This is a genomic window from Xenorhabdus kozodoii (assembly GCF_002632875.1).
Lineage (GTDB): Bacteria > Pseudomonadota > Gammaproteobacteria > Enterobacterales > Enterobacteriaceae > Xenorhabdus > Xenorhabdus kozodoii.
This window is the reverse complement of record NZ_NJCX01000020.1, coordinates 73,143-91,096: the sequence shown is the minus strand read 5'-3', so window position 1 is coordinate 91,096 and position 17,954 is coordinate 73,143. Positions and strand designations below refer to the sequence as shown.

At 45.2% G+C, this 17,954-nt stretch carries 18 protein-coding genes and 1 pseudogene; 9 read left to right on the top strand and 10 right to left on the bottom strand.

From position 1 onward, the window contains the following. The first annotated feature begins 543 nt into the window (after positions 1-543). The 3 genes and pseudogenes from Xkoz_RS14025 to Xkoz_RS14015 all read left to right on the top strand — a co-directional run. Positions 544-1,053: a DUF2867 domain-containing protein gene (locus Xkoz_RS14025; RefSeq protein ID WP_099142749.1), complete on the top strand. Its 510-nt coding sequence runs from the start codon at positions 544-546 to the stop codon at positions 1,051-1,053. 33 nt (positions 1,054-1,086) lie between these two features. Beyond that, positions 1,087-1,755: a hypothetical protein gene (locus Xkoz_RS14020; protein WP_099142748.1), complete on the top strand. Its 669-nt coding sequence runs from the start codon at positions 1,087-1,089 to the stop codon at positions 1,753-1,755. Between the two features lie 125 nt (positions 1,756-1,880). Next, positions 1,881-2,412, top strand: a pseudogene (locus tag Xkoz_RS14015) (phage major capsid protein); the annotation flags it as partial. Positions 2,413-2,752: 340 nt separating this feature from the next. Here the strand turns inward: Xkoz_RS14015 and Xkoz_RS14010 are convergent. Next, a complete protein-coding gene (locus Xkoz_RS14010) occupies positions 2,753-3,382 on the bottom strand; it encodes a hypothetical protein (RefSeq protein ID WP_099142747.1) in 630 nt (209 codons plus the stop codon). 547 nt (positions 3,383-3,929) lie between these two features. Between Xkoz_RS14010 and Xkoz_RS14005 the strand changes: the two genes are divergently transcribed. Beyond that, the gene (locus Xkoz_RS14005; RefSeq protein ID WP_099142746.1) at positions 3,930-4,187 is read left to right on the top strand and encodes a helix-turn-helix domain-containing protein; all 258 of its coding nucleotides are present in this window, start codon (positions 3,930-3,932) and stop codon (positions 4,185-4,187) included. 385 nt (positions 4,188-4,572) lie between these two features. Here the strand turns inward: Xkoz_RS14005 and fis are convergent, their stop codons facing one another. From fis to acuI, 9 genes are all read right to left on the bottom strand, one after another. Continuing rightward, complete coding sequence (gene fis / locus Xkoz_RS14000) at positions 4,573-4,869, bottom strand: DNA-binding transcriptional regulator Fis (protein ID WP_010847912.1); 297 nt, start codon at positions 4,867-4,869, stop codon at positions 4,573-4,575. 7 nt (positions 4,870-4,876) lie between these two features. After that, positions 4,877-5,860 carry a tRNA dihydrouridine synthase DusB gene (gene dusB / locus Xkoz_RS13995; RefSeq protein WP_099142745.1) on the bottom strand — a complete coding sequence of 328 codons (984 nt, stop codon included), beginning with the start codon at positions 5,858-5,860 and terminating at the stop codon, positions 4,877-4,879. Positions 5,861-6,144: 284 nt separating this feature from the next. Continuing rightward, positions 6,145-7,026, bottom strand: a complete 882-nt coding sequence (prmA, locus tag Xkoz_RS13990; RefSeq protein WP_099142744.1) for a 50S ribosomal protein L11 methyltransferase — start codon at positions 7,024-7,026, stop codon at positions 6,145-6,147. A 69-nt stretch (positions 7,027-7,095) separates the two neighbouring features. After that, positions 7,096-8,541: a sodium/pantothenate symporter gene (gene panF / locus Xkoz_RS13985; RefSeq protein WP_099142743.1), complete on the bottom strand. Its 1,446-nt coding sequence runs from the start codon at positions 8,539-8,541 to the stop codon at positions 7,096-7,098. Continuing rightward, the gene (locus Xkoz_RS13980) at positions 8,531-8,773 is read right to left on the bottom strand and encodes a YhdT family protein (protein ID WP_099142742.1); all 243 of its coding nucleotides are present in this window, start codon (positions 8,771-8,773) and stop codon (positions 8,531-8,533) included. Before Xkoz_RS13980 ends, panF begins: the two co-directional genes overlap by 11 nt. Before the next feature lie 238 nt (positions 8,774-9,011). Beyond that, positions 9,012-10,361, bottom strand: coding sequence for an acetyl-CoA carboxylase biotin carboxylase subunit (gene accC / locus Xkoz_RS13975; RefSeq protein ID WP_099142741.1), 1,350 nt, complete (start codon positions 10,359-10,361; stop codon positions 9,012-9,014). A gap of 13 nt (positions 10,362-10,374) precedes the next feature. Beyond that, positions 10,375-10,830 carry an acetyl-CoA carboxylase biotin carboxyl carrier protein gene (gene accB / locus Xkoz_RS13970; RefSeq protein WP_099142740.1) on the bottom strand — a complete coding sequence of 152 codons (456 nt, stop codon included), beginning with the start codon at positions 10,828-10,830 and terminating at the stop codon, positions 10,375-10,377. 27 nt (positions 10,831-10,857) lie between these two features. Continuing rightward, entirely contained in the window at positions 10,858-11,310 is a 453-nt protein-coding gene (gene aroQ / locus Xkoz_RS13965; protein ID WP_099142739.1) for a type II 3-dehydroquinate dehydratase, read from the bottom strand. A 155-nt stretch (positions 11,311-11,465) separates the two neighbouring features. Continuing rightward, the gene (acuI, locus tag Xkoz_RS13960) at positions 11,466-12,440 is read right to left on the bottom strand and encodes an acrylyl-CoA reductase (NADPH) (RefSeq protein WP_099142738.1); all 975 of its coding nucleotides are present in this window, start codon (positions 12,438-12,440) and stop codon (positions 11,466-11,468) included. Between the two features lie 693 nt (positions 12,441-13,133). Here acuI and mreB point away from each other — a divergent pair. From mreB to rng, 5 genes are all read left to right on the top strand, one after another. Continuing rightward, positions 13,134-14,177, top strand: a complete 1,044-nt coding sequence (mreB, locus tag Xkoz_RS13955; protein WP_099142737.1) for a rod shape-determining protein MreB — start codon at positions 13,134-13,136, stop codon at positions 14,175-14,177. Between the two features lie 108 nt (positions 14,178-14,285). Beyond that, positions 14,286-15,275 (top strand): rod shape-determining protein MreC, encoded by a 990-nt coding sequence (gene mreC / locus Xkoz_RS13950; protein ID WP_099142758.1) that lies wholly within the window; start codon positions 14,286-14,288, stop codon positions 15,273-15,275. Beyond that, on the top strand, positions 15,272-15,760 hold the full coding sequence (gene mreD / locus Xkoz_RS13945; RefSeq protein ID WP_099142736.1) for a rod shape-determining protein MreD: 489 nt from the start codon (positions 15,272-15,274) through the stop codon (positions 15,758-15,760). The genes mreC and mreD overlap by 4 nt, the downstream gene beginning before the upstream one ends. 70 nt (positions 15,761-15,830) lie before the next feature. After that, the gene (locus Xkoz_RS13940) at positions 15,831-16,418 is read left to right on the top strand and encodes a Maf family protein (protein ID WP_099142735.1); all 588 of its coding nucleotides are present in this window, start codon (positions 15,831-15,833) and stop codon (positions 16,416-16,418) included. Further along, positions 16,415-17,884, top strand: a complete 1,470-nt coding sequence (rng, locus tag Xkoz_RS13935; RefSeq protein WP_099142734.1) for a ribonuclease G — start codon at positions 16,415-16,417, stop codon at positions 17,882-17,884. The genes Xkoz_RS13940 and rng overlap by 4 nt, the downstream gene beginning before the upstream one ends. Positions 17,885-17,954 lie beyond the last annotated feature (70 nt).

Below are 17,954 nucleotides of genomic sequence, written 5' to 3'. Positions count from 1 at the left end.
TCATGAGAACACTTCCCGATAAAAAGGGGTATAAAATGCTATTTTTTCTTATCCGTCAAATCCGAATTTTTTTAACAAAAATTTCACGCTCCCGCCTTGACGGGGTAACGGGATAAAAAACATTTAATTATCTATAATCAGTAAGTTATGTTTTTTTGAATTATCCCGTATTATCCCATTTCATCCCGTAATGTGATGTGAAGATAGATAATGTTGTATTCTGATAATTTAGTTATCCCGAAAAAGATTTTTTTGATAGGCTATAATTAATTGAATATTAAAGAGTTAAAAATAGTATTTCTGTGCTACGGGATAAGTGGGATAAAATGGGGTAGGATAACCATTTGAAATAAATACAAAAATATCTATATATCCCGTTATCCCGTGAAAATCTATGTAGTTATATATGAATGATGATATAGGGATATAGAAGTATAATAAAGATACAAACTGATGGCTGCTCAGATCATATGACATACCTAATTAGTAATATTGATTAGTGCTATGGAAACTATTTTTTAGTAAATAATATTATGGTGAAACATGTACTATCGTGATAAATTCGGTGTTTTGCTTTTAGATAAAAAAGATAATCTAGGTTATTATAGTCAGCAGAAAGTTTTTATTGAAAACAAAATGACTGCCCTTGATGTTTATAATCAAATGACACAAAAAACACCATTATGGTTACGCCTGTCTTTTGCAATAAGAGATAAAATATCAAGTCTTGCTGGTGTAGAAAAAATTCATGGATTCTCAGATGAGAATTTAAATAAAGAACTTCACGCTGGAAGCTATATCGATTTTTTTAAGATTGTACGTATCAGTGATGATGAAATATGTCTATTGTCTAAGGACATACATTTGATGGTGCTGATATCTCTGAATATTTTCTCTGATGATAATCATAAAGGCGGTTGTATAGCTACTGTGACCGCATCTGTGATAACGCATAATTTTTTTGGGAAAGTGTATATGATACCTGTATCTCTTACTCATGGCAGCATTGTGAGGGGGATGTTATCTAAAGTTGGTCAGGTATTAAAATATTAAGAATAACTCATAAATTAATAATAAGGGTTGATTATGGATTTAGTTAAAAGTGAGGAGCTAATAATTAATCATGGATGGATAGGGTTTTTATTATTCATTTTCATGTTTTTACTTTTTGTTTTTACCATTGTAAATGTACATACAACCTTACTGTATAAGGTATTTGTTCTTTTCAATCCAGAGAAAAATTTGTTCAGAAAAATAAAGTCTCTTCGAAGGATATCAAATAACGAGAGAATATCAGAAGATATAAGGGCATTGGCAAAAAATGAAGAAATTAGGATTATAAACTCCTTTTATTTAAAATGTAATCTTAGCGTTGATGCCCAAAATATTTGGGCAAAGTTAATTCTCTTTCATAAAAATAAAAACATCCCTATGGAATTATATAAGAGATCTTATTCTTTATTTCCTGTGAAGGATTCAAGACTAGTGGAGAAAATCAGTCTGTCTAATTTAGTCAGGGTATGGATAGTAACAGTATTCCAAATAATATTGCTTTTATTTGTAGGAGCATTAGGATCACTGTCTATAGTTGCTTATTTAGGTGCTGTGGATGGTGGTGTTAAATTATCTTTATTTTTCTTTTCTTACTTTATAATATTTATATTATTTTTGGCTTTTTTTAGCTCGGGAATTCCAAACTATTTTAGTTATAGTAAAATAAAACAACTCATTAAAGAATATGATGAAACGCATTAAGTAAAATAATGTAATTTTTTTGTATTCATGCTTTCATATGTTTCGCCCTCATCTTATGAGGGCTTTTTTATTATTTTTTATGTTGTTAAATATCTTTTATTGAAAATAAATTGATTAAAAACACAATGAAAAAACTACTCGAATTACGCCAGCAAAAATCTATCCTAACAAATCAAATGCGTTCCCTTCTCACTAAAGCTGGAGATGAAAAACGCTCACTAACCAATGATGAAGCCAAACAGTTTGACGAACTGCGCAGCCAGTCCGATTCCCTGAATGCGGAAATTGCCCGTTATGAAACCCTTGCCGATGATGAGCGTAGTCAGGCAGGTAAAACCCAACCAACCCGCGATAACCTCAGCAATGATGAATTCCGCCATTATATTCTGACCGGAGAAACCCGCACCTTATCCACGGGCGTTCCGTCAGAGGGCGGCTATACCGTTATCCCCGAACTGAATAAGCAGATCATGCAGCAACTTACCTGTGAGTCAGTCATGCGCCAAATCTGTACCATCAAGACCACACGCAGCAACGAGTATAAGCAGCTTGTTTCGGTTGGTGGCGCAGCAGTGGCACACGGGGAAGAAGGTAAGTCACGCGGCGAGACAACCACTCCGAAAATGGAAGAAGTCAGTATTAAGTTGTTCCCTGTCAAACCGAACAAGAAGAAATCGGCGAATAAAATCGATTCTGCGATTGCGTTTCTGATGAGTTTTGGCACATGGCAAGCCGAGCATGAAGAGTTTGCATTTAGCCTCAATGATGAACAAAAGCAACGGCTGGATAGTTTTGACGGAATTTAGTTAGCGTATTGATTTTTTTAATACCTTTACAGTATAGGAGTCAATGAAATCAAATGATCAGAAAGTTAGATATTACACACTTTTTGGGATTAGCCGCTACTTTATCTAGCAGGTATTCTGCTGAAAAGCGCGACTAAATATGATAATCAGCTATTAGCGAGATATATACATTCACACCCTAAGAATAACATCTACTGTAATTCAACGACCGTAGTCTGTGGCATTGAATTAAACTTTAGCTGTTGAATGCTTATCTCACCGACTACTTTGTAATTTGCAAACAAAAAAACCGATGCAAGAGCAAGCCCTGATATTGAAAGCACCCAAGCAAACACTTTTGTTCGTTTATATGTTTTCTCACCAGCCTTTACTCGCTCCCATTCGGCTTTGAGTAATGGCTTTGAGCTATCGATAAGATCCTTGGTGAGATTTGCAGCACCTGAGTAGTTATATGCATTGAACGCGTTTTGTATATTATTCAGAGAATCAAGAAAAGTTTGATTTATATCTCTGATTTTTAAATCCGGATCTTGTGCATTAATTCTTAGCAATAGGGAGGTACACGCCTCTACATATCGTTTATGTGAGCTTTCAATATCCTTGGGGTTTGGTGGGTTATTTGCATGTTGAGTCGAGTGGTAGTATGAAATGTAGAAAATAGATGCAATCAATCCCGATATATCTCCTCTGAGTCCATCTATCCATGCTTGTCTAAATTCTGAAACTTTTTGCTCTTTATTGTTAATAAGGGCGAATAGAGAAAATATGCCAGCCATAAAAGCTGCAAAAATGGTCCCAAATACCAATATCGATTTATCCATGAAAAATCCTTAGGTTACTAATCATTTCGAAAGGCGCTTAGTTGAACCACTACCAATGGCTCTATACACTTTAATTACTCAGCATCGCTGTTTTTGTGTTTGATTTCAATGCTCCTAACTTTTTTAAACCGACTTAACGACACTGTTTTGGTGGCATAGTCTTGGGCGCTATCCAAAGTCTGCTTCTGGTACTGTGCGACTGTCATATTTTCTTGAATCCAGAGTAGCAAGAGTGTCAGCTTGCATGAGCTGTTTAATAGCATATAACGCAAAAAGTTAAGTGTTTATACTGGTTCGCTTATTGAGTCCGATAAACCAATCAGTTAAAGTAGCCCCGCCATTGGCAAAATCCACTGGTCAAGGATCATCACCCTTGTAAAGAGCTATCCACTGGTAGGAAGTTTCTACCAGTGTGTCTGCTATCGCCCTTTCAATGGCGGTTCAGGTAAGGGAGGCTTCGGCCTCGCTGGAAGGTAGCTCCCAGTTGTGATGACCTTGCTTGAATCGCCACCATCAATTTTTTCAATTAATGGAAGGGGTAGCAGGAATGTTCAATGTTAAAAAAGGCTGGCATCAAGCCGACATTATCGCAGCATTACGTAAACGTGGTACAACCTTAGCGGCTGTTTCTCGTGAAGCGGGACTCAGCTCATCGACACTAGCGAATACGTTGTCGCGTCCTTGGCCGAAAGGCGAATGGATTATCGCTAATTATCTCAATGTACATCCCTCAGAAATCTGGCCGAGTCGCTGTTTTGATATCAACGGTCAACTCATTGAGCGTAAGGCTCGCAATAAGTCATAAAAATAGTCAAATCTCTATTAAATGTCTTCGGGAAGAGAGCCGTAACGGGATATCTTCTCACTGGCAGGGCTATCAGTTGGCTGTCAGTTCTATCGCTTAAGAGGCTCCGACGAAATACGTTGCGACCTCTATAGCTCAGAACGTTAAACGTACCAACCTACTTACTTTCGACAAAATTCGTCGTCAGTTATTAGCTCAGGATGTTTAGTGTACAGGCCTTACTACATCCCCTTAGCCTGATCTTCCTTTCACCTTGTGCTCATCTTATGCCTTGTTTGTAGATTTGTTCAGTAAACGATGTATAGACATTTATATAAACATATATAAAAAAAGCACTTCCCCAAACGGGAAAGTGCTTCTTGAACAACATGTGACTAGACTAGGATCAGTTCATGCCGTATTTTTTCAGTTTCTTACGCAGAGTACCACGGTTGATGCCCATCATCAGTGCTGCGCGAGTCTGGTTGCCGCGGGTGTATTGCATCACCATGTCTAACAGTGGCTGTTCTACTTCAGCCAGTACCAGCTCATACAGGTCATTAACGTCTTGACCGTTCAGTTGAGCAAAATAGTTCTTCAATGCTTGTTTAACTGAATCACGCAAAGGTTTTTGAGTTACCTGATCTTGTGAATTTACAGTAGCAACGGTTAGTACATCAGAATTTACGCGTTGTTCGAACATAGTTCTGTCAGCTCTTTTCTTTATTTACGCAAAAATTTTCGAAGTATGCCTTCAACGCCTCCAGCTGTTCGCTGGCATCCTCTATGGCGTTGAATGTGCGCCGAAACTGGTCATCAGGAGCATGTTCCTTGAGATACCAAGAGACATGCTTGCGTGCGATACGAACTCCTTTGCCTTGACCGTAAAAGTCATGCAGTTCTCGTACGTGCTCGCTCATTAAGCGCTGCACTTCGCCAAGAGGCATCGGTGGCAGCAACTCTCCTGTTTCCAGATAATGCTGGATTTCCCGAAAGATCCAGGGTCTTCCCTGAGCAGCGCGGCCTATCATTAGGGCATCAGCCCCAGTGTATTCAAGCACTGCTCTGGCTTTTAGCGGGTCAGTAATGTCGCCATTAGCAATAATTGGAATGGCAACAGTCTGCTTAACTGTCCGAATATTGTCGTACTCGGCTTCACCATTAAACAGGCAAGTTCGTGTCCTGCCATGTATCGTAAGAGCCTGAATACCACAACGCTCGGCCAATTGGGCAATTTCTACACAGTTACGTTCTTCCGGTGACCATCCTGTGCGGATCTTCAAAGTGACAGGGACATCAACTGCATTGACTACCGCAGAAAGGATTTTTTCAACCTGTTCTGGATAACGCAGTAACGCAGAGCCTGCCAGCTTACGATTCACCTTCTTGGCTGGACACCCCATATTGATATCGATGATCTGGGCACCATTGGCGACGTTAATTTTCGCCGCTGCCGCCATTTCGTCGGGATCACTACCGGCAATTTGTACAGAACGCACGCCGGGTTCGTCGCTATGAACCATACGCAGCCGGGATTTATCCGTCTTCCAAACCTGGGGATTGGAAGAAAGCATTTCTGAGACTGTCATTCCTGCACCCATCTGGTAGCAAAGAGATCGAAACGGGCGATCTGTTATGCCTGCCATGGGGGCGGCAATAAGACAGTTTTTCAACTGGTATTGTCCGATACGCATAAACGAAGAAAGAGTGGTCAACTGTGACTAAGGGCGCGTATATTACGCATTTTTCACAAGATATGAAAGGCCAAACTTTGAGCGAATCGCTATTTATAACGGATTTTTTCCAGTTGATTTTTTTAAATTTGGTTAATTATCGTTAAATAACATATAGTTAGATGTTATTTAAGAAATTTATTATTACTGACATTTCTAATCACAAAGAGAGCGGATTACCACCAATTCACCTCCTGGATGATCATTTTAGTGGATAATCTCGCTTTTCAATAGATGTTAAGTGATTATTTTTTAATCCCTGTGATGCGGCACCATTCTTCTTTTTCCGCTATCGGATCAATAATGAATTCATTGTCATAGGCCTGGACAACCCCTTCAGCCTGGCTCGCCAGAACACCCGATAAGCCCAATAATCCACCGGATTTAGGCAGTGAGCCGATGACAGGGGCGAGTTCACGCAGTGGGCCAGCCAGGATATTGGCAATCACGATATCGCATTCGAGGTCTTTAGGTTGATCTTTAGACAGGTAAAGGGTTAATTGATCCGATACGCCGTTGCGTTCGGCGTTATCCCGGCTGGCTTGAATGGCCTGTGGGTCGATATCAATGCCGATGGCGTGTTTTGCGCCCAGTTTCAGGGCGGCGATAGCCAATATGCCTGAACCACAACCGAAATCGATCACAGTTTTATCGGTTAGATCAAGGCCATCCAACCATTGCAGGCAAAGGGATGTGGTTGGGTGAGTCCCCGTGCCGAAGGCCAGGCCAGGGTCAAGCATGACATTGACGGCGTCTGGCTCCGGCACTTCGCGCCAGCTAGGGCAAATCCACAGGAGGTTACCGAAACGCATAGGATGGAAATTATCCATCCATTCCCGCTCCCAATCTTTATCTTCCAGTTGTTCAATCTTGTGGATAAAGCCTTCGCCCAGTTGTGGAAGTTGTTCTAATTGGCGGATAACCGCTTTCATATCCATTTCAGCGTCATACAGGCCGATCACATCGGTATCGCCCCATAAACGGGTTTCACCCGGCAGAGGCTCAAAAATGGGGGTATCGTGGCTATCCTGAAAGGTGACGGATACTGCGCCGCTTTCCATCAGCTCATCGCCCAAGGCTTCCGCTTGTTGTCCCGTGGTGTTTAATCTTAATTGTATCCAAGGCATAAAAAATACTCGTTTGGTGAATCACGTTAGTGTGCAAAATGTCATCATGTGGAGCAAATCCCGCTGTCATTATTGGGGAACAGCGGGTTGTGGTGCATATTTATTGCCCAGCATCGTTCCTAGCCAAAATGCCAATAGGCTCAGTAATAGCGATGGCACGATAGGATGGAAACCCAGGAGCTGGATGTTAAACGTTGCCAGCAAAGTATAGCTTGCCGCCCCTGTCAGCATTGAGCTGATTGCTCCGTGGGCATTGGCTTTTTCCCAATATAAGCCCAGAACCAGCGGCCAAAGGAAAACGGCTTGCAGTCCACCAAATGCCAGCAGGTTCAGCCAGATAATCATCTCTGGCGGGCGCCATGCTGCCAGTAGCAGTAATGCGCCTAAGAATAGGGTGGAGTAGCTGGAGAGGCGTGCCAGTTTTTTCTCCTGGCTTATCTGGTGTGGAAACAGATTTAAATAGAGATCCTTGACGATAGTGGCCGAAGATTGCAGCAGTTGGGCATTAATGGTGGACATAATCGCCGCCGTGGGTGCAGCCAGAAAAATGCCGGCAGCCACAGGGGGCAGGACGGTGATCATTAAGGTTGGGATCACCTGATCGGGGATCGTCAGATCAGGAATGATGGCTCGGCCAAGGGCACCGGCAAGGTGCATACCGAACATCAGGAGCGCCATTACGATCGTGCCAAGCACAATGCCGCGATGAACCGCCTTACTGTCTTTATAGGAGATACAGCGTACTGCGGTGTGTGGCAACCCAACGACACCAAAGCAGACCAGTACCCAGAAAGATGCCATAAATGGCCCAGTAAGGATATGATCGGCGCCATAAGGGGAAACCAGATTAGGGTCAATCGTGCGCAGTGTCGTCATTGCGGCTGACAATCCACCGGCTTTGTAGATAACGCCTGCCAGTAATAACGCCGTCCCCAGCAACATCACCAGCCCTTGCAAAGCATCGTTGAGGACGCTGGCCCTAAAACCACCAAATGCGGTATAGAGCGCGATTGAAATGCCAAAAATCAGTAATCCCGTATCGTAGGGGATACCTGCGGCGGTCTCCAGCAAACGGGCGCCACCAATGAATTGTACTGTCATGGCTCCGATAAAGGCGACCAGCAGGCTTAGACTGGCAATCCAGACCAGAAAGCGGCTTTGGTAGCGTGCATATAGCATGTCATTGAGAGTGACCGCATTGTAACGGCGGGCGAGGATAGCAAATTTTTTCCCCAGTACGCTCAGTGAGAGCCATATCGCAGGGAGTTGGATGAGTGATAACAACACCCAACCGATACCATACTTATAAGCGGCACCAGGGCCACCAATAAATGAGCTGGCACTGATATAGGTTGCTGTAATGGTCATTGCCAGTACAAAACCCCCCATTGAGCGGTTGCCAAGAAAATACTCATTCAGGAATTCACCGGTTTTTCGACGGCGATAAGCATAGATCGATAGCATAAAAACTAATGCCAAATATCCCGTGAGAGGCAGAATGACTTCACTTTGCATCACTATCCTCCAGCGGAATGTCTTTGAATATCAACTTCACCATCAAGGCGCAGAGGATGATGAATAAGGCGGGTAACAACAGGCAAGCCAGCTCAAACCAGCGAGGCAACCCCGTTATGCCGATGGCATCATTGGGTAAGTAAGCACATAGTAGCCAACCAACAAGATAAGCCAACGTCAGGAATATCGCCCAGCGTGCTTCTTTATGGGATTGAACAAATCGTCCGTCCATCCGTTCTCCGGGTAACTGATATGAAACAATATGGGGGGAATTGTACGGTAATGCGTAGATTTATTCAGGAGAAAATGTGCCGTGGAAATTAAAATAAAATCAGAATGCTGTCTCGATTTTTAGCAAAATAATATTTTATTGGGCTTTGTCACTATTTTGTTTTTCATCAGTAAAAATCCCATCGGAAACAGATGGGATTTCATCTCAACATGCAAAGCAACAGACGCTAAACAAGCGTCTATTTATCATTCATGCCCAGTTTCTTCTCCAGATAGTGGATATTGGTTCCACCTTTCTGGAAGTTTTCGTCACTCATGATCGCCAGTTGCAGATCGATATTGGTTTTGATGCCATCAATGATCAACTCCGCCAGTGCGTTCTTCATACGCGCAATGGCCACGTCACGGGTTTCGCCGTAAGTGATCAACTTACCGATCATGGAATCATAGTAAGGCGGTACGGTATATCCCGCATAGATATGGGATTCCCAACGCACACCAAACCCACCCGGCGAGTGGAACTGGGTGATCTTGCCCGGACTTGGCAGGAAGGTTTTTGGATCTTCTGCATTGATACGGCATTCGATCGCATGGCCTTTGATTTCGATGTCTTCTTGTTTGATAGACAGCGGCAAACCCGAAGCGATACGTAACTGCTCTTTAATCAGGTCAACGCCGGTGATCATTTCAGTCACAGGATGCTCAACCTGAATACGGGTATTCATCTCAATAAAGTAGAATTCACCGTTTTCGTACAGGAACTCAAATGTCCCCGCTCCGCGATAGCCGATTTCAGTACAGGCTTTGGCACAGCGTTCACCGATGCTACGGCGCAGTTCTGGAGAGATGCCGGGTGCTGGCGCTTCTTCCACGACTTTCTGGTGGCGGCGCTGCATGGAGCAGTCACGTTCAGCCAGATAGAGTGCACGACCTTGACCATCAGCCAGAACCTGAATTTCAACGTGACGTGGGTTTTCAAGGAATTTCTCCATGTATACCATGTCGTTGTTGAACGCCGCCTTGGCTTCTGCGCGCGTCATGGCGATGGATTGTTCCAGGTCTTTGTCGCTGCGTACAACTCGCATACCCCGGCCGCCGCCACCACCCGATGCTTTGATAATCACCGGATAGCCGATGCGGTTTGCAATCGTTTTGTTTTTCTCGGTATCGTCACCCAATGGACCATCGGAGCCAGGAACGCAAGGTACGCCCGCTTTTTTCATCGCGCTGATAGCCGAAACTTTATCCCCCATCAAACGGATGGTGTCCGCTTTCGGGCCAATGAAAGTAAAGCCAGAACGTTCAACCTGCTCGGCAAAGTCGGCATTTTCAGACAGGAAACCATAACCGGGATGGATTGCCTGCGCACAAGTGATTTCCGCCGCAGAAATAATGGCAGGAATATTCAGGTAACTTTTTGCTGAGGCCGCAGGACCGATGCAGACGGTTTCATCTGCCAGCAGGACGTGCTTCAGGTCACGGTCTGCCACAGAGTGCACAGCAACGGTTTTGATCCCAAGTTCCTTACAGGCCCTCAGGATACGCAGTGCAATTTCACCGCGGTTAGCAATGACAATTTTTTCAAGCATGGGGTGCGCCTCGTTATTCGATGACGACCAGTGGCTCGTCGAATTCAACTGGTTGACCGTCCTGAACCAAAATCGCTTTCACTACGCCAGTCTTATCCGCTTCGATTTGGTTCATCATTTTCATGGCTTCAACGATGCACAAAGATTCGCCTTGGTTGACATGCTGGCCGACTTCAATGAAAGGTTTCGCATCTGGGCTTGGTGAACGGTAGAACGTACCAACCATTGGGGAGCGAACGGTATGACCGCTAATTTCAGCCGGTTTGTCAGCCGCGGCTGGCGCTACGGGTGCAGCCGCCTGCACGGGGTGTTGGGCTGGTGCAGAAATATATTGCTGAGTCATCGGCATTGCCGCCACTGTCGCTGTCCGGCTGATGCGTACTGACTCTTCACCTTCAGAAATTTCCAGTTCAGAAATGCCAGATTCTTCAACCAGCTCGATCAATTTTTTTATCTTACGAATATCCATGAGTGTGGTTCCGTACTTTTAAGTCTATTAGTTGGATGTTGACAAGCGGTTGACCGCTGCCTGTAATGCGAAACTGTAACCATCCGCCCCCAATCCGCAGATGACGCCGACTGCAACATCGGAAAGATATGAGTGATGGCGGAATGGCTCGCGGGCATGCACGTTGGAAAGGTGGATCTCAATAAATGGGATCGCCACTGCCAGCAGTGCGTCGCGCAATGCCACGCTGGTATGCGTGTATGCCGCAGGGTTGATTAAAATAAAATCCGTGTTGCCCCGCGCTGAATGAATTCTCTCAATCAGTTCAGATTCTGCGTTGGATTGCAGATGGGATAATTCAATCCCCGATTGTTGAGCTTCTTTTGACAGTGTGTTAACGATGTCATCAAGCGTTAACGTGCCGTAGGTCTCAGGCTCCCGTGTTCCCAACAGGTTCAGGTTGGGACCATTCAAGAGTAAAATGCGAAACTTGTCTGCCATTGTGCGGGTATCTCCGGCAATCTGTCAACAATCGACCAAGATAACTCGATGTCAACGGTTTGTCATCTCTTTCTGCTATCCAGAATTGTAAATTTGACGATAAAGCCCGACATTATAAACATATCGTGGCATTTAGCAGCTAAATACTGGTCTTATCAGCATACTTTTACCACTGTCCTGCCCGTAATTTGGTTGTTAATCAATTTATTGGCGTGTTCGATCGCCTGTTCTAAGGTAATTTCATTGGCGGCTTGCTGGTAGAAGGAAGCGGGTAGCAGTGCTTGCAAACGCTGCCAAATGGCAGGGCGTTTCGAGGCAGGGACAGTGACGGATTCCACCCCCTGTAAACGAATATTGCGGAGAATAAATGGCATGACGCTGGTGGGGAGTTGGCTGTCACTCGCCATACCACAGGCGGCGACAGTACCGTTGTAACGTACCTGTGCCAGCAAGGTGGCTAATATCGTGCCGCCAACGGTATCTATCACACCCGCCCAACGTTGTTTTTCCAGTGGACGTGATGGTTGATTGAAGTCACTGGCAGGTAAAACCGTCTTGGCTCCCAGTGCGAGCAGGTAATGATGGCTGTCGGGTTTACTGCTAATCGCTGTGACGGAATAACCGAGTTGTGACAGTAAGGTGATTGCCGTGCTGCCAACACCACCACTGGCTCCCGTCACGGCAATTTCTCCGCTTTCAGGTGTTACGCCCCCTTGTTCCAACGCCATCACACATAACATGGCTGTGAAACCCGCCGTGCCGATGATCATCGCCTGTCGGGTACTGAGTGCGTGCGGCAAGGGTGTCAGCCATTCACCAGAGACTCGCGCTTGTGCTGCCAGGCCACCCCAGTGCGTTTCTCCTACGCCCCAGCCAGTCAGCAAAACAGCTTGCCCGACGTGAAAGCGGGGATCTTCGCTATGATGGACAACACCGGAAAAATCGATCCCTGGCACCATCGGAAATTGGCGGATAATTTTCCCCTTGCCCGTAATCGCAAGGGCATCTTTGTAATTGAGTGTCGACCAATGGATATCAACGACGACATTACCCGATGGCAACTGAGACGCATCAATATCTTGAATAGATGCTGACAATGTTTCGTGTTGTTCCAGTAATAAAGCTTTCATGATCATCCTCTCTTGATATACCCGTCGTTTTTCAAGTTGCCGCTTTGTTGGCTGTGCTCATTCATCCCAGTCACAGAGTTATCTATGCTTCTGGGGGTTCATTCCCTTGCCGCCGCGCTGCATCGTGAAATCCATAGGGTATAGATATCTATCTGACATGATTACCTGTTTAGCATTACCACGATTCGGGGATTACCACAATTTTGCGTCACGACCATTTTATGTCACTACAATATAGATAAAATCTGAGGCGCTGAAATAGGCAGGCAACAATGTTGTGATATCTCACCAAATTCATCTATTGTTTTTATTAATTAATGAACTATTTCGTCTTGGGACTTTCTTGGTTTATGGCTGTTGAAAACGAATTTATCAGTATCACATAGCCACAAAGATTGGGAAGCTCTCTGGGTTGCCGCATGCCAATATGCACTATAATGTTGTTTTTTTGGCGTATTAGATGATTTTGGGGGCTGTAATGAAATGATTGGTGAAATTAACCCATTTTTATGCAGTTTTTTTCTGCTCCGTTAGGGAAAAGTAACGTAGAATATCGTAATTCTGATGTGAATAACGTAGCCACTTTTATTGAAGTAGTAAAAGTAGTTAATTATGCGCCTTGTCGCTGCTTCATGTGGTTGGTAGAGTAGACGGACAATCTCCGTCCCCAGCTTGCAGGATTATCCTTTCGTTATGTTAAAGAAATTTCGTGGCATGTTTTCCAACGATTTGTCCATTGACTTGGGTACTGCCAATACCCTTATTTATGTCAAAGGCCAAGGAATAGTATTGGATCAACCTTCTGTCGTTGCTATTCGCCAGGACAGAGCCGGTTCACCCAAAAGCGTTGCAGCAGTAGGGCTGGAAGCAAAACAGATGCTGGGGCGTACTCCGGGTAATATCGCCGCTATCCGTCCCATGAAGGATGGGGTTATTGCTGATTTTTATGTTACCGAAAAAATGTTACAGCATTTTATCAAGCAGGTTCACAATAACAGCTTTATGCGCCCTAGCCCGCGCGTGTTGGTTTGTGTGCCTGTTGGGGCGACCCAGGTTGAGCGTCGTGCCATCCGTGAATCTGCCCAAAGTGCAGGGGCGCGGGAAGTCTTTTTAATCGAAGAACCAATGGCAGCGGCGATTGGTGCGGGTTTGCCTGTTTCCGAAGCAACCGGTTCAATGGTGGTGGATATTGGTGGTGGCACCACTGAAGTTGCGGTTATTTCCCTTAATGGGGTGGTTTATTCCTCTTCTGTACGTATTGGTGGTGACCGTTTTGATGAAGCCATTATCAATTACGTTCGTCGCAATTATGGCTCCCTGATTGGGGAAGCAACGGCAGAGCGCATCAAGCATGGCATTGGCTCAGCCTATCCAACGGATGAAGTCCGTGAAATTGAAGTGCGTGGTCGTAACCTTGCGGAAGGTGTGCCTCGCAGTTTCACCCTGAATTCCAATGAAATTCTTGAAGCCCTGCAAGAACCGCTAACCGGTATTGTGAGTGCTGTGATGGTCGCATTGGAACAGTGTCCACCAGAATTGGCTTCCGATATCTCTGAACGAGGTATGGTTCTGACCGGTGGTGGGGCGTTGCTGCGCAATCTTGATCGTTTACTGATGGAAGAAACGGGTATTCCTGTCATTGTTGCTGAAGATCCCCTGACCTGTGTTGCCCGTGGTGGTGGCAAGGCACTGGAGATGATCGACATGCACGGTGGCGATCTGTTCAGCGAAGACTGAAAGTGACTCTGCGAGCTGGGAGGTGGTGATGTTTTATTGGAGCCTCCTTGCTGATTGTTCCGGAGTTTTATCATTTATGAGACAACACAGCCTGATAATACGCCGTTTATGAAGCCAATTTTCAGCAGAGGGCCTTCTCTGCAACTGCGACTCTTTTTTGCTATCATTATCGCCATTATTTTGGTTGTGGTAGACAGCCGCCTTGGTGTTTTCAATAAAGTCCGTAGCTATATGGATACGGCTGTGAGTCCTTTTTACTTTCTTGCCAACGGGCCACGCCAATTTTTGGATGGCATCTCAAAATCTTTTGCTAGCCGCAATCATCTTGAACTGGAAAACAGAACCTTGCGCAATGAATTGCGCTTACAAGACAGTAAATTGCTGTTGTTGGGGCAACTGAAACAAGAAAATTCCCGTTTACGTGAGTTGCTGGGGTCGCCACTGCGTCATGATGAACACATGATGGTATCGCAGGTAATTTCTGGGGGTATGGACCCCTATCGCGATCAAATTGTCATTGATAAAGGGGCTAAAGATGGCGTGTATGAAGGGCAGCCGGTTATCAGTGATCGCGGCGTGGTAGGGCAAGTGACTTCCGTGAGTCAGTTGAGTAGCCGGATTTTGTTGATTTGCGATCCTTCCCATGCCATTCCTGTACAGGTATTGCGTAATGACACGCGTGTCATTGCCGGTGGAGCTGGGTGTACGGACGATCTCCTGTTAGAACCGTTGCCAAGCGATACTGACATTCGTGTCGGTGATGTATTGGTAACATCGGGATTGGGGGGGCGTTTTCCTGAAGGTTACCCTGTGGCTGTCGTCTCTTCTGTTAAGATTGATAACCAGCGGGCCCATGCGGTCATTCGTGCCCGTCCATTGGCCGAATTGCGGCGCTTGCGCTACTTACTACTATTGTGGGGGGGTGATAATGATCCCTCTGAACCATTGCCACCTTCAGAAGTATACCGGGCTGCCAATGAACGTTTGATACAGATGCTACCACAAGTGTTGCCAAATCCATCAAATGAGCCACCGCAGTTGCTGGCACCGAAATCAGCAGAAAAACCGACATCACCCGCTACAGGAAATCGTCAATGAGTCAATACCGTAGCCAAGGACGTTGGGTCATTTGGTTATCTTTCCTGATTGCCATCGTGTTACAGATTATGCCGTGGCCGGAGCAGTTTTTCATGTTTCGGCCCGATTTATTGATGCTGTGTTTAGTTTATTGGTTGCTTGCGCTTCCCCATCGTGTCAGTGTAGGTACTGGCTTTGTATTGGGAATTATCACGGATCTGTTGCATGGCAGTATCCTGGGGGCACATGCCCTGGCATTTAGCATTATCAGTTTTCTGGTAGCTTTCAAATTCCAGCTTATCCGCAACATGGCGCTGTGGCAGCAAGCCCTGGTTGTCGTTGGGCTTTCAACATTGATGAACCTCTGCGTATTTCTGGCCCATGCTTTGCTACTAAAGGTTATCTTCCATCCAGAAGTGTTCTGGAATGGGCTGGTCAATGGTATTCTCTGGCCTTGGCTATTCTTATTAATGCGGAAAATCCGTCGTCAATTTTCAGTTCGTTAAAGTAGGTTCCTGTATGAAGGTATATAACAAAAAATAGCGGGTTGGGAACGACTTCTAAGGATTATTCACCATGAAAACCATTTACTTAGCTTCTGGCTCACCAAGACGACGTGAGCTGGTGGGATTATTGGATTTTAACTTTGCAATCCTGGCACCCCAGGTCGAAGAAAAATGGCGTGAAGGGGAGTCACCCCAGCAATATGTTACCCGATTGGCCAGAGAGAAAGCACAGGCTGGCGTAGCCATTGCGCCACAAGACTATCCCGTTCTGGGCGCGGATACCCTTGTTGTACTGAATAACCGTATCTTAGAAAAGCCGCGAAATCCGCAACACGCGGCGGAAATGCTTAATGCTTTGTCAGGCCAGTGCCATCAAGTGATGACGGCTGTTGCTTTATCGAGCAGTCAGCATACCTTGAGTGAAATAATCGTGACAGATGTGATGTTCCGCCAGTTGTCCCAACAGGAAATACGGGAATATATTGCAACTGGAGAGCCAATGGATAAAGCCGGCGCTTATGGCATTCAAGGTAAAGGCGGTTGTTTTGTCAGAAAAATTAATGGCAGTTACCACGCTGTTGTCGGCTTGCCACTGGTGGAAACGTATGAATTAATCACACGGTTTTTAGCGTTAGCTGATGGGAAGGACTATTCATGACAGCAGAGTTATTGGTTAATGTAACACCATCCGAAACGCGGGTTGCTTATATTGATGGCGGTATATTGCAAGAAATTCATATCGAACGGGAAGCGAAAAGGGGCATTGTCGGCAACATTTACAAGGGGCGTGTGAGCCGGGTTTTACCCGGTATGCAGGCGGCTTTTGTGGATATTGGGCTGGAAAAAGCGGCTTTTTTGCATGCTTCGGATATTGTGCCCCATACGGAGTGTATTGCCGGCGAAGAACGAAAAAATTTCCATGTCAGGGACATTGCTGAATTGGTACGTCAGGGACAGGATTTACTTGTTCAGGTCGTGAAAGATCCCCTGGGAACCAAAGGTGCCCGTTTGACAACGGATATCACCTTACCGTCACGTTATTTGGTGTTTATGCCGGGGGCATCGCATGTTGGCGTTTCACAGCGCATAGAGAGCGAGGAAGAACGTGAGCGCCTAAAAAGCATCGTCATGGCGTATTGTGATGAGGAGGGTGGATTTATTATCCGCACGGCCGCTGAAGGTGTAGGAGCCGAAGAGCTGGCACAGGATGCCGCATTTTTGAAGCGCCTGTGGAGCAAAGTGATTGAACGTAAAAAACGCAATATCACCAAATATAAGGTATATGGTGAATTAGCACTGGCGCAGCGTGTCTTACGTGATTTTGTGGGTGCTTCTCTTGATCGCATTCGGGTCGATTCCCGCCAAACATTTATCCAATTGCAGGAATTTATTGATGAATATATTCCTGAAATGAACGCAAAACTGGAACATTATCAGGGAAACCAACCGATATTTGATCTGTTTGATGTGGAAAATGAAATTCAGCGGGCGCTGGAGCGTAAAGTGGAATTAAAGTCAGGTGGCTATCTGATCATTGATCAGACAGAAGCCATGACGACCATTGATATTAATACCGGCGCTTTTGTTGGACATCGCAATTTAGAAGAGACTATCTTTAATACTAATATCGAAGCAGCACAGGCAATCGCCCGGCAATTAAGGCTGCGTAATTTGGGTGGGATCATTATCATTGATTTTATCGACATGGGTAATGAAGAACACCGGCGCCGGGTATTGGCTTCTTTGGAACAGGCACTCAGTAAAGATAGGGTGAAAACCACCCTCAATGGTTTCTCACAGTTGGGTTTGGTTGAGATGACGCGCAAACGTACACGGGAAAGTATCGAACATATCTTGTGTGATAATTGTCCAACGTGTCAGGGACGTGGCACGGTAAAATCTGTCGAAACCGTCTGTTATGAAGTCTTGCGTGAAATTGTACGCGTCAATCGTGCAATTGATGCTGATCGTTTTCTGGTTTATGCCTCTCCCGCCGTCAGCGAAACCCTAAAAGGGGATGAATCCCACGCCTTAGCCGAGGTGGAAATTTTTGTAGGCAAACAGGTCAAAGTACAGACAGAACAGCGTTACAGTCAGGAACAGTTTGACGTAATTATGATGTAAAACAATCAGTTAGTTTGTGAGAGCTAATTTGTAACGGCGAGTCTGTAGGAGACGGTTTGTAAAAAAATTC

What these genes read in the sequence shown, in the direction of transcription:
- mreB (WP_099142737.1), top strand. Translation starts at nt 13,134, where the DNA reads ATGTTAAAGAAATTTCGTGGCATGTTTTCCAACGATTTGTCCATTGAC.
- rng (WP_099142734.1), top strand. Translation starts at nt 16,415, where the DNA reads ATGACAGCAGAGTTATTGGTTAATGTAACACCATCCGAAACGCGGGTT.
- accC (WP_099142741.1), bottom strand. Translation starts at nt 10,361, where the DNA reads ATGCTTGAAAAAATTGTCATTGCTAACCGCGGTGAAATTGCACTGCGT.
- fis (WP_010847912.1), bottom strand. Translation starts at nt 4,869, where the DNA reads ATGTTCGAACAACGCGTAAATTCTGATGTACTAACCGTTGCTACTGTA.
- accB (WP_099142740.1), bottom strand. Translation starts at nt 10,830, where the DNA reads ATGGATATTCGTAAGATAAAAAAATTGATCGAGCTGGTTGAAGAATCT.
- prmA (WP_099142744.1), bottom strand. Translation starts at nt 7,026, where the DNA reads ATGCCTTGGATACAATTAAGATTAAACACCACGGGACAACAAGCGGAA.
- Xkoz_RS14010 (WP_099142747.1), bottom strand. Translation starts at nt 3,382, where the DNA reads ATGGATAAATCGATATTGGTATTTGGGACCATTTTTGCAGCTTTTATG.
- Xkoz_RS14005 (WP_099142746.1), top strand. Translation starts at nt 3,930, where the DNA reads ATGTTCAATGTTAAAAAAGGCTGGCATCAAGCCGACATTATCGCAGCA.
- mreC (WP_099142758.1), top strand. Translation starts at nt 14,286, where the DNA reads ATGAAGCCAATTTTCAGCAGAGGGCCTTCTCTGCAACTGCGACTCTTT.
- Xkoz_RS14020 (WP_099142748.1), top strand. Translation starts at nt 1,087, where the DNA reads ATGGATTTAGTTAAAAGTGAGGAGCTAATAATTAATCATGGATGGATA.
- panF (WP_099142743.1), bottom strand. Translation starts at nt 8,541, where the DNA reads ATGCAAAGTGAAGTCATTCTGCCTCTCACGGGATATTTGGCATTAGTT.
- acuI (WP_099142738.1), bottom strand. Translation starts at nt 12,440, where the DNA reads ATGAAAGCTTTATTACTGGAACAACACGAAACATTGTCAGCATCTATT.
- Xkoz_RS13980 (WP_099142742.1), bottom strand. Translation starts at nt 8,773, where the DNA reads ATGGACGGACGATTTGTTCAATCCCATAAAGAAGCACGCTGGGCGATA.
- Xkoz_RS13940 (WP_099142735.1), top strand. Translation starts at nt 15,831, where the DNA reads ATGAAAACCATTTACTTAGCTTCTGGCTCACCAAGACGACGTGAGCTG.
- Xkoz_RS14025 (WP_099142749.1), top strand. Translation starts at nt 544, where the DNA reads ATGTACTATCGTGATAAATTCGGTGTTTTGCTTTTAGATAAAAAAGAT.
- aroQ (WP_099142739.1), bottom strand. Translation starts at nt 11,310, where the DNA reads ATGGCAGACAAGTTTCGCATTTTACTCTTGAATGGTCCCAACCTGAAC.
- mreD (WP_099142736.1), top strand. Translation starts at nt 15,272, where the DNA reads ATGAGTCAATACCGTAGCCAAGGACGTTGGGTCATTTGGTTATCTTTC.
- dusB (WP_099142745.1), bottom strand. Translation starts at nt 5,860, where the DNA reads ATGCGTATCGGACAATACCAGTTGAAAAACTGTCTTATTGCCGCCCCC.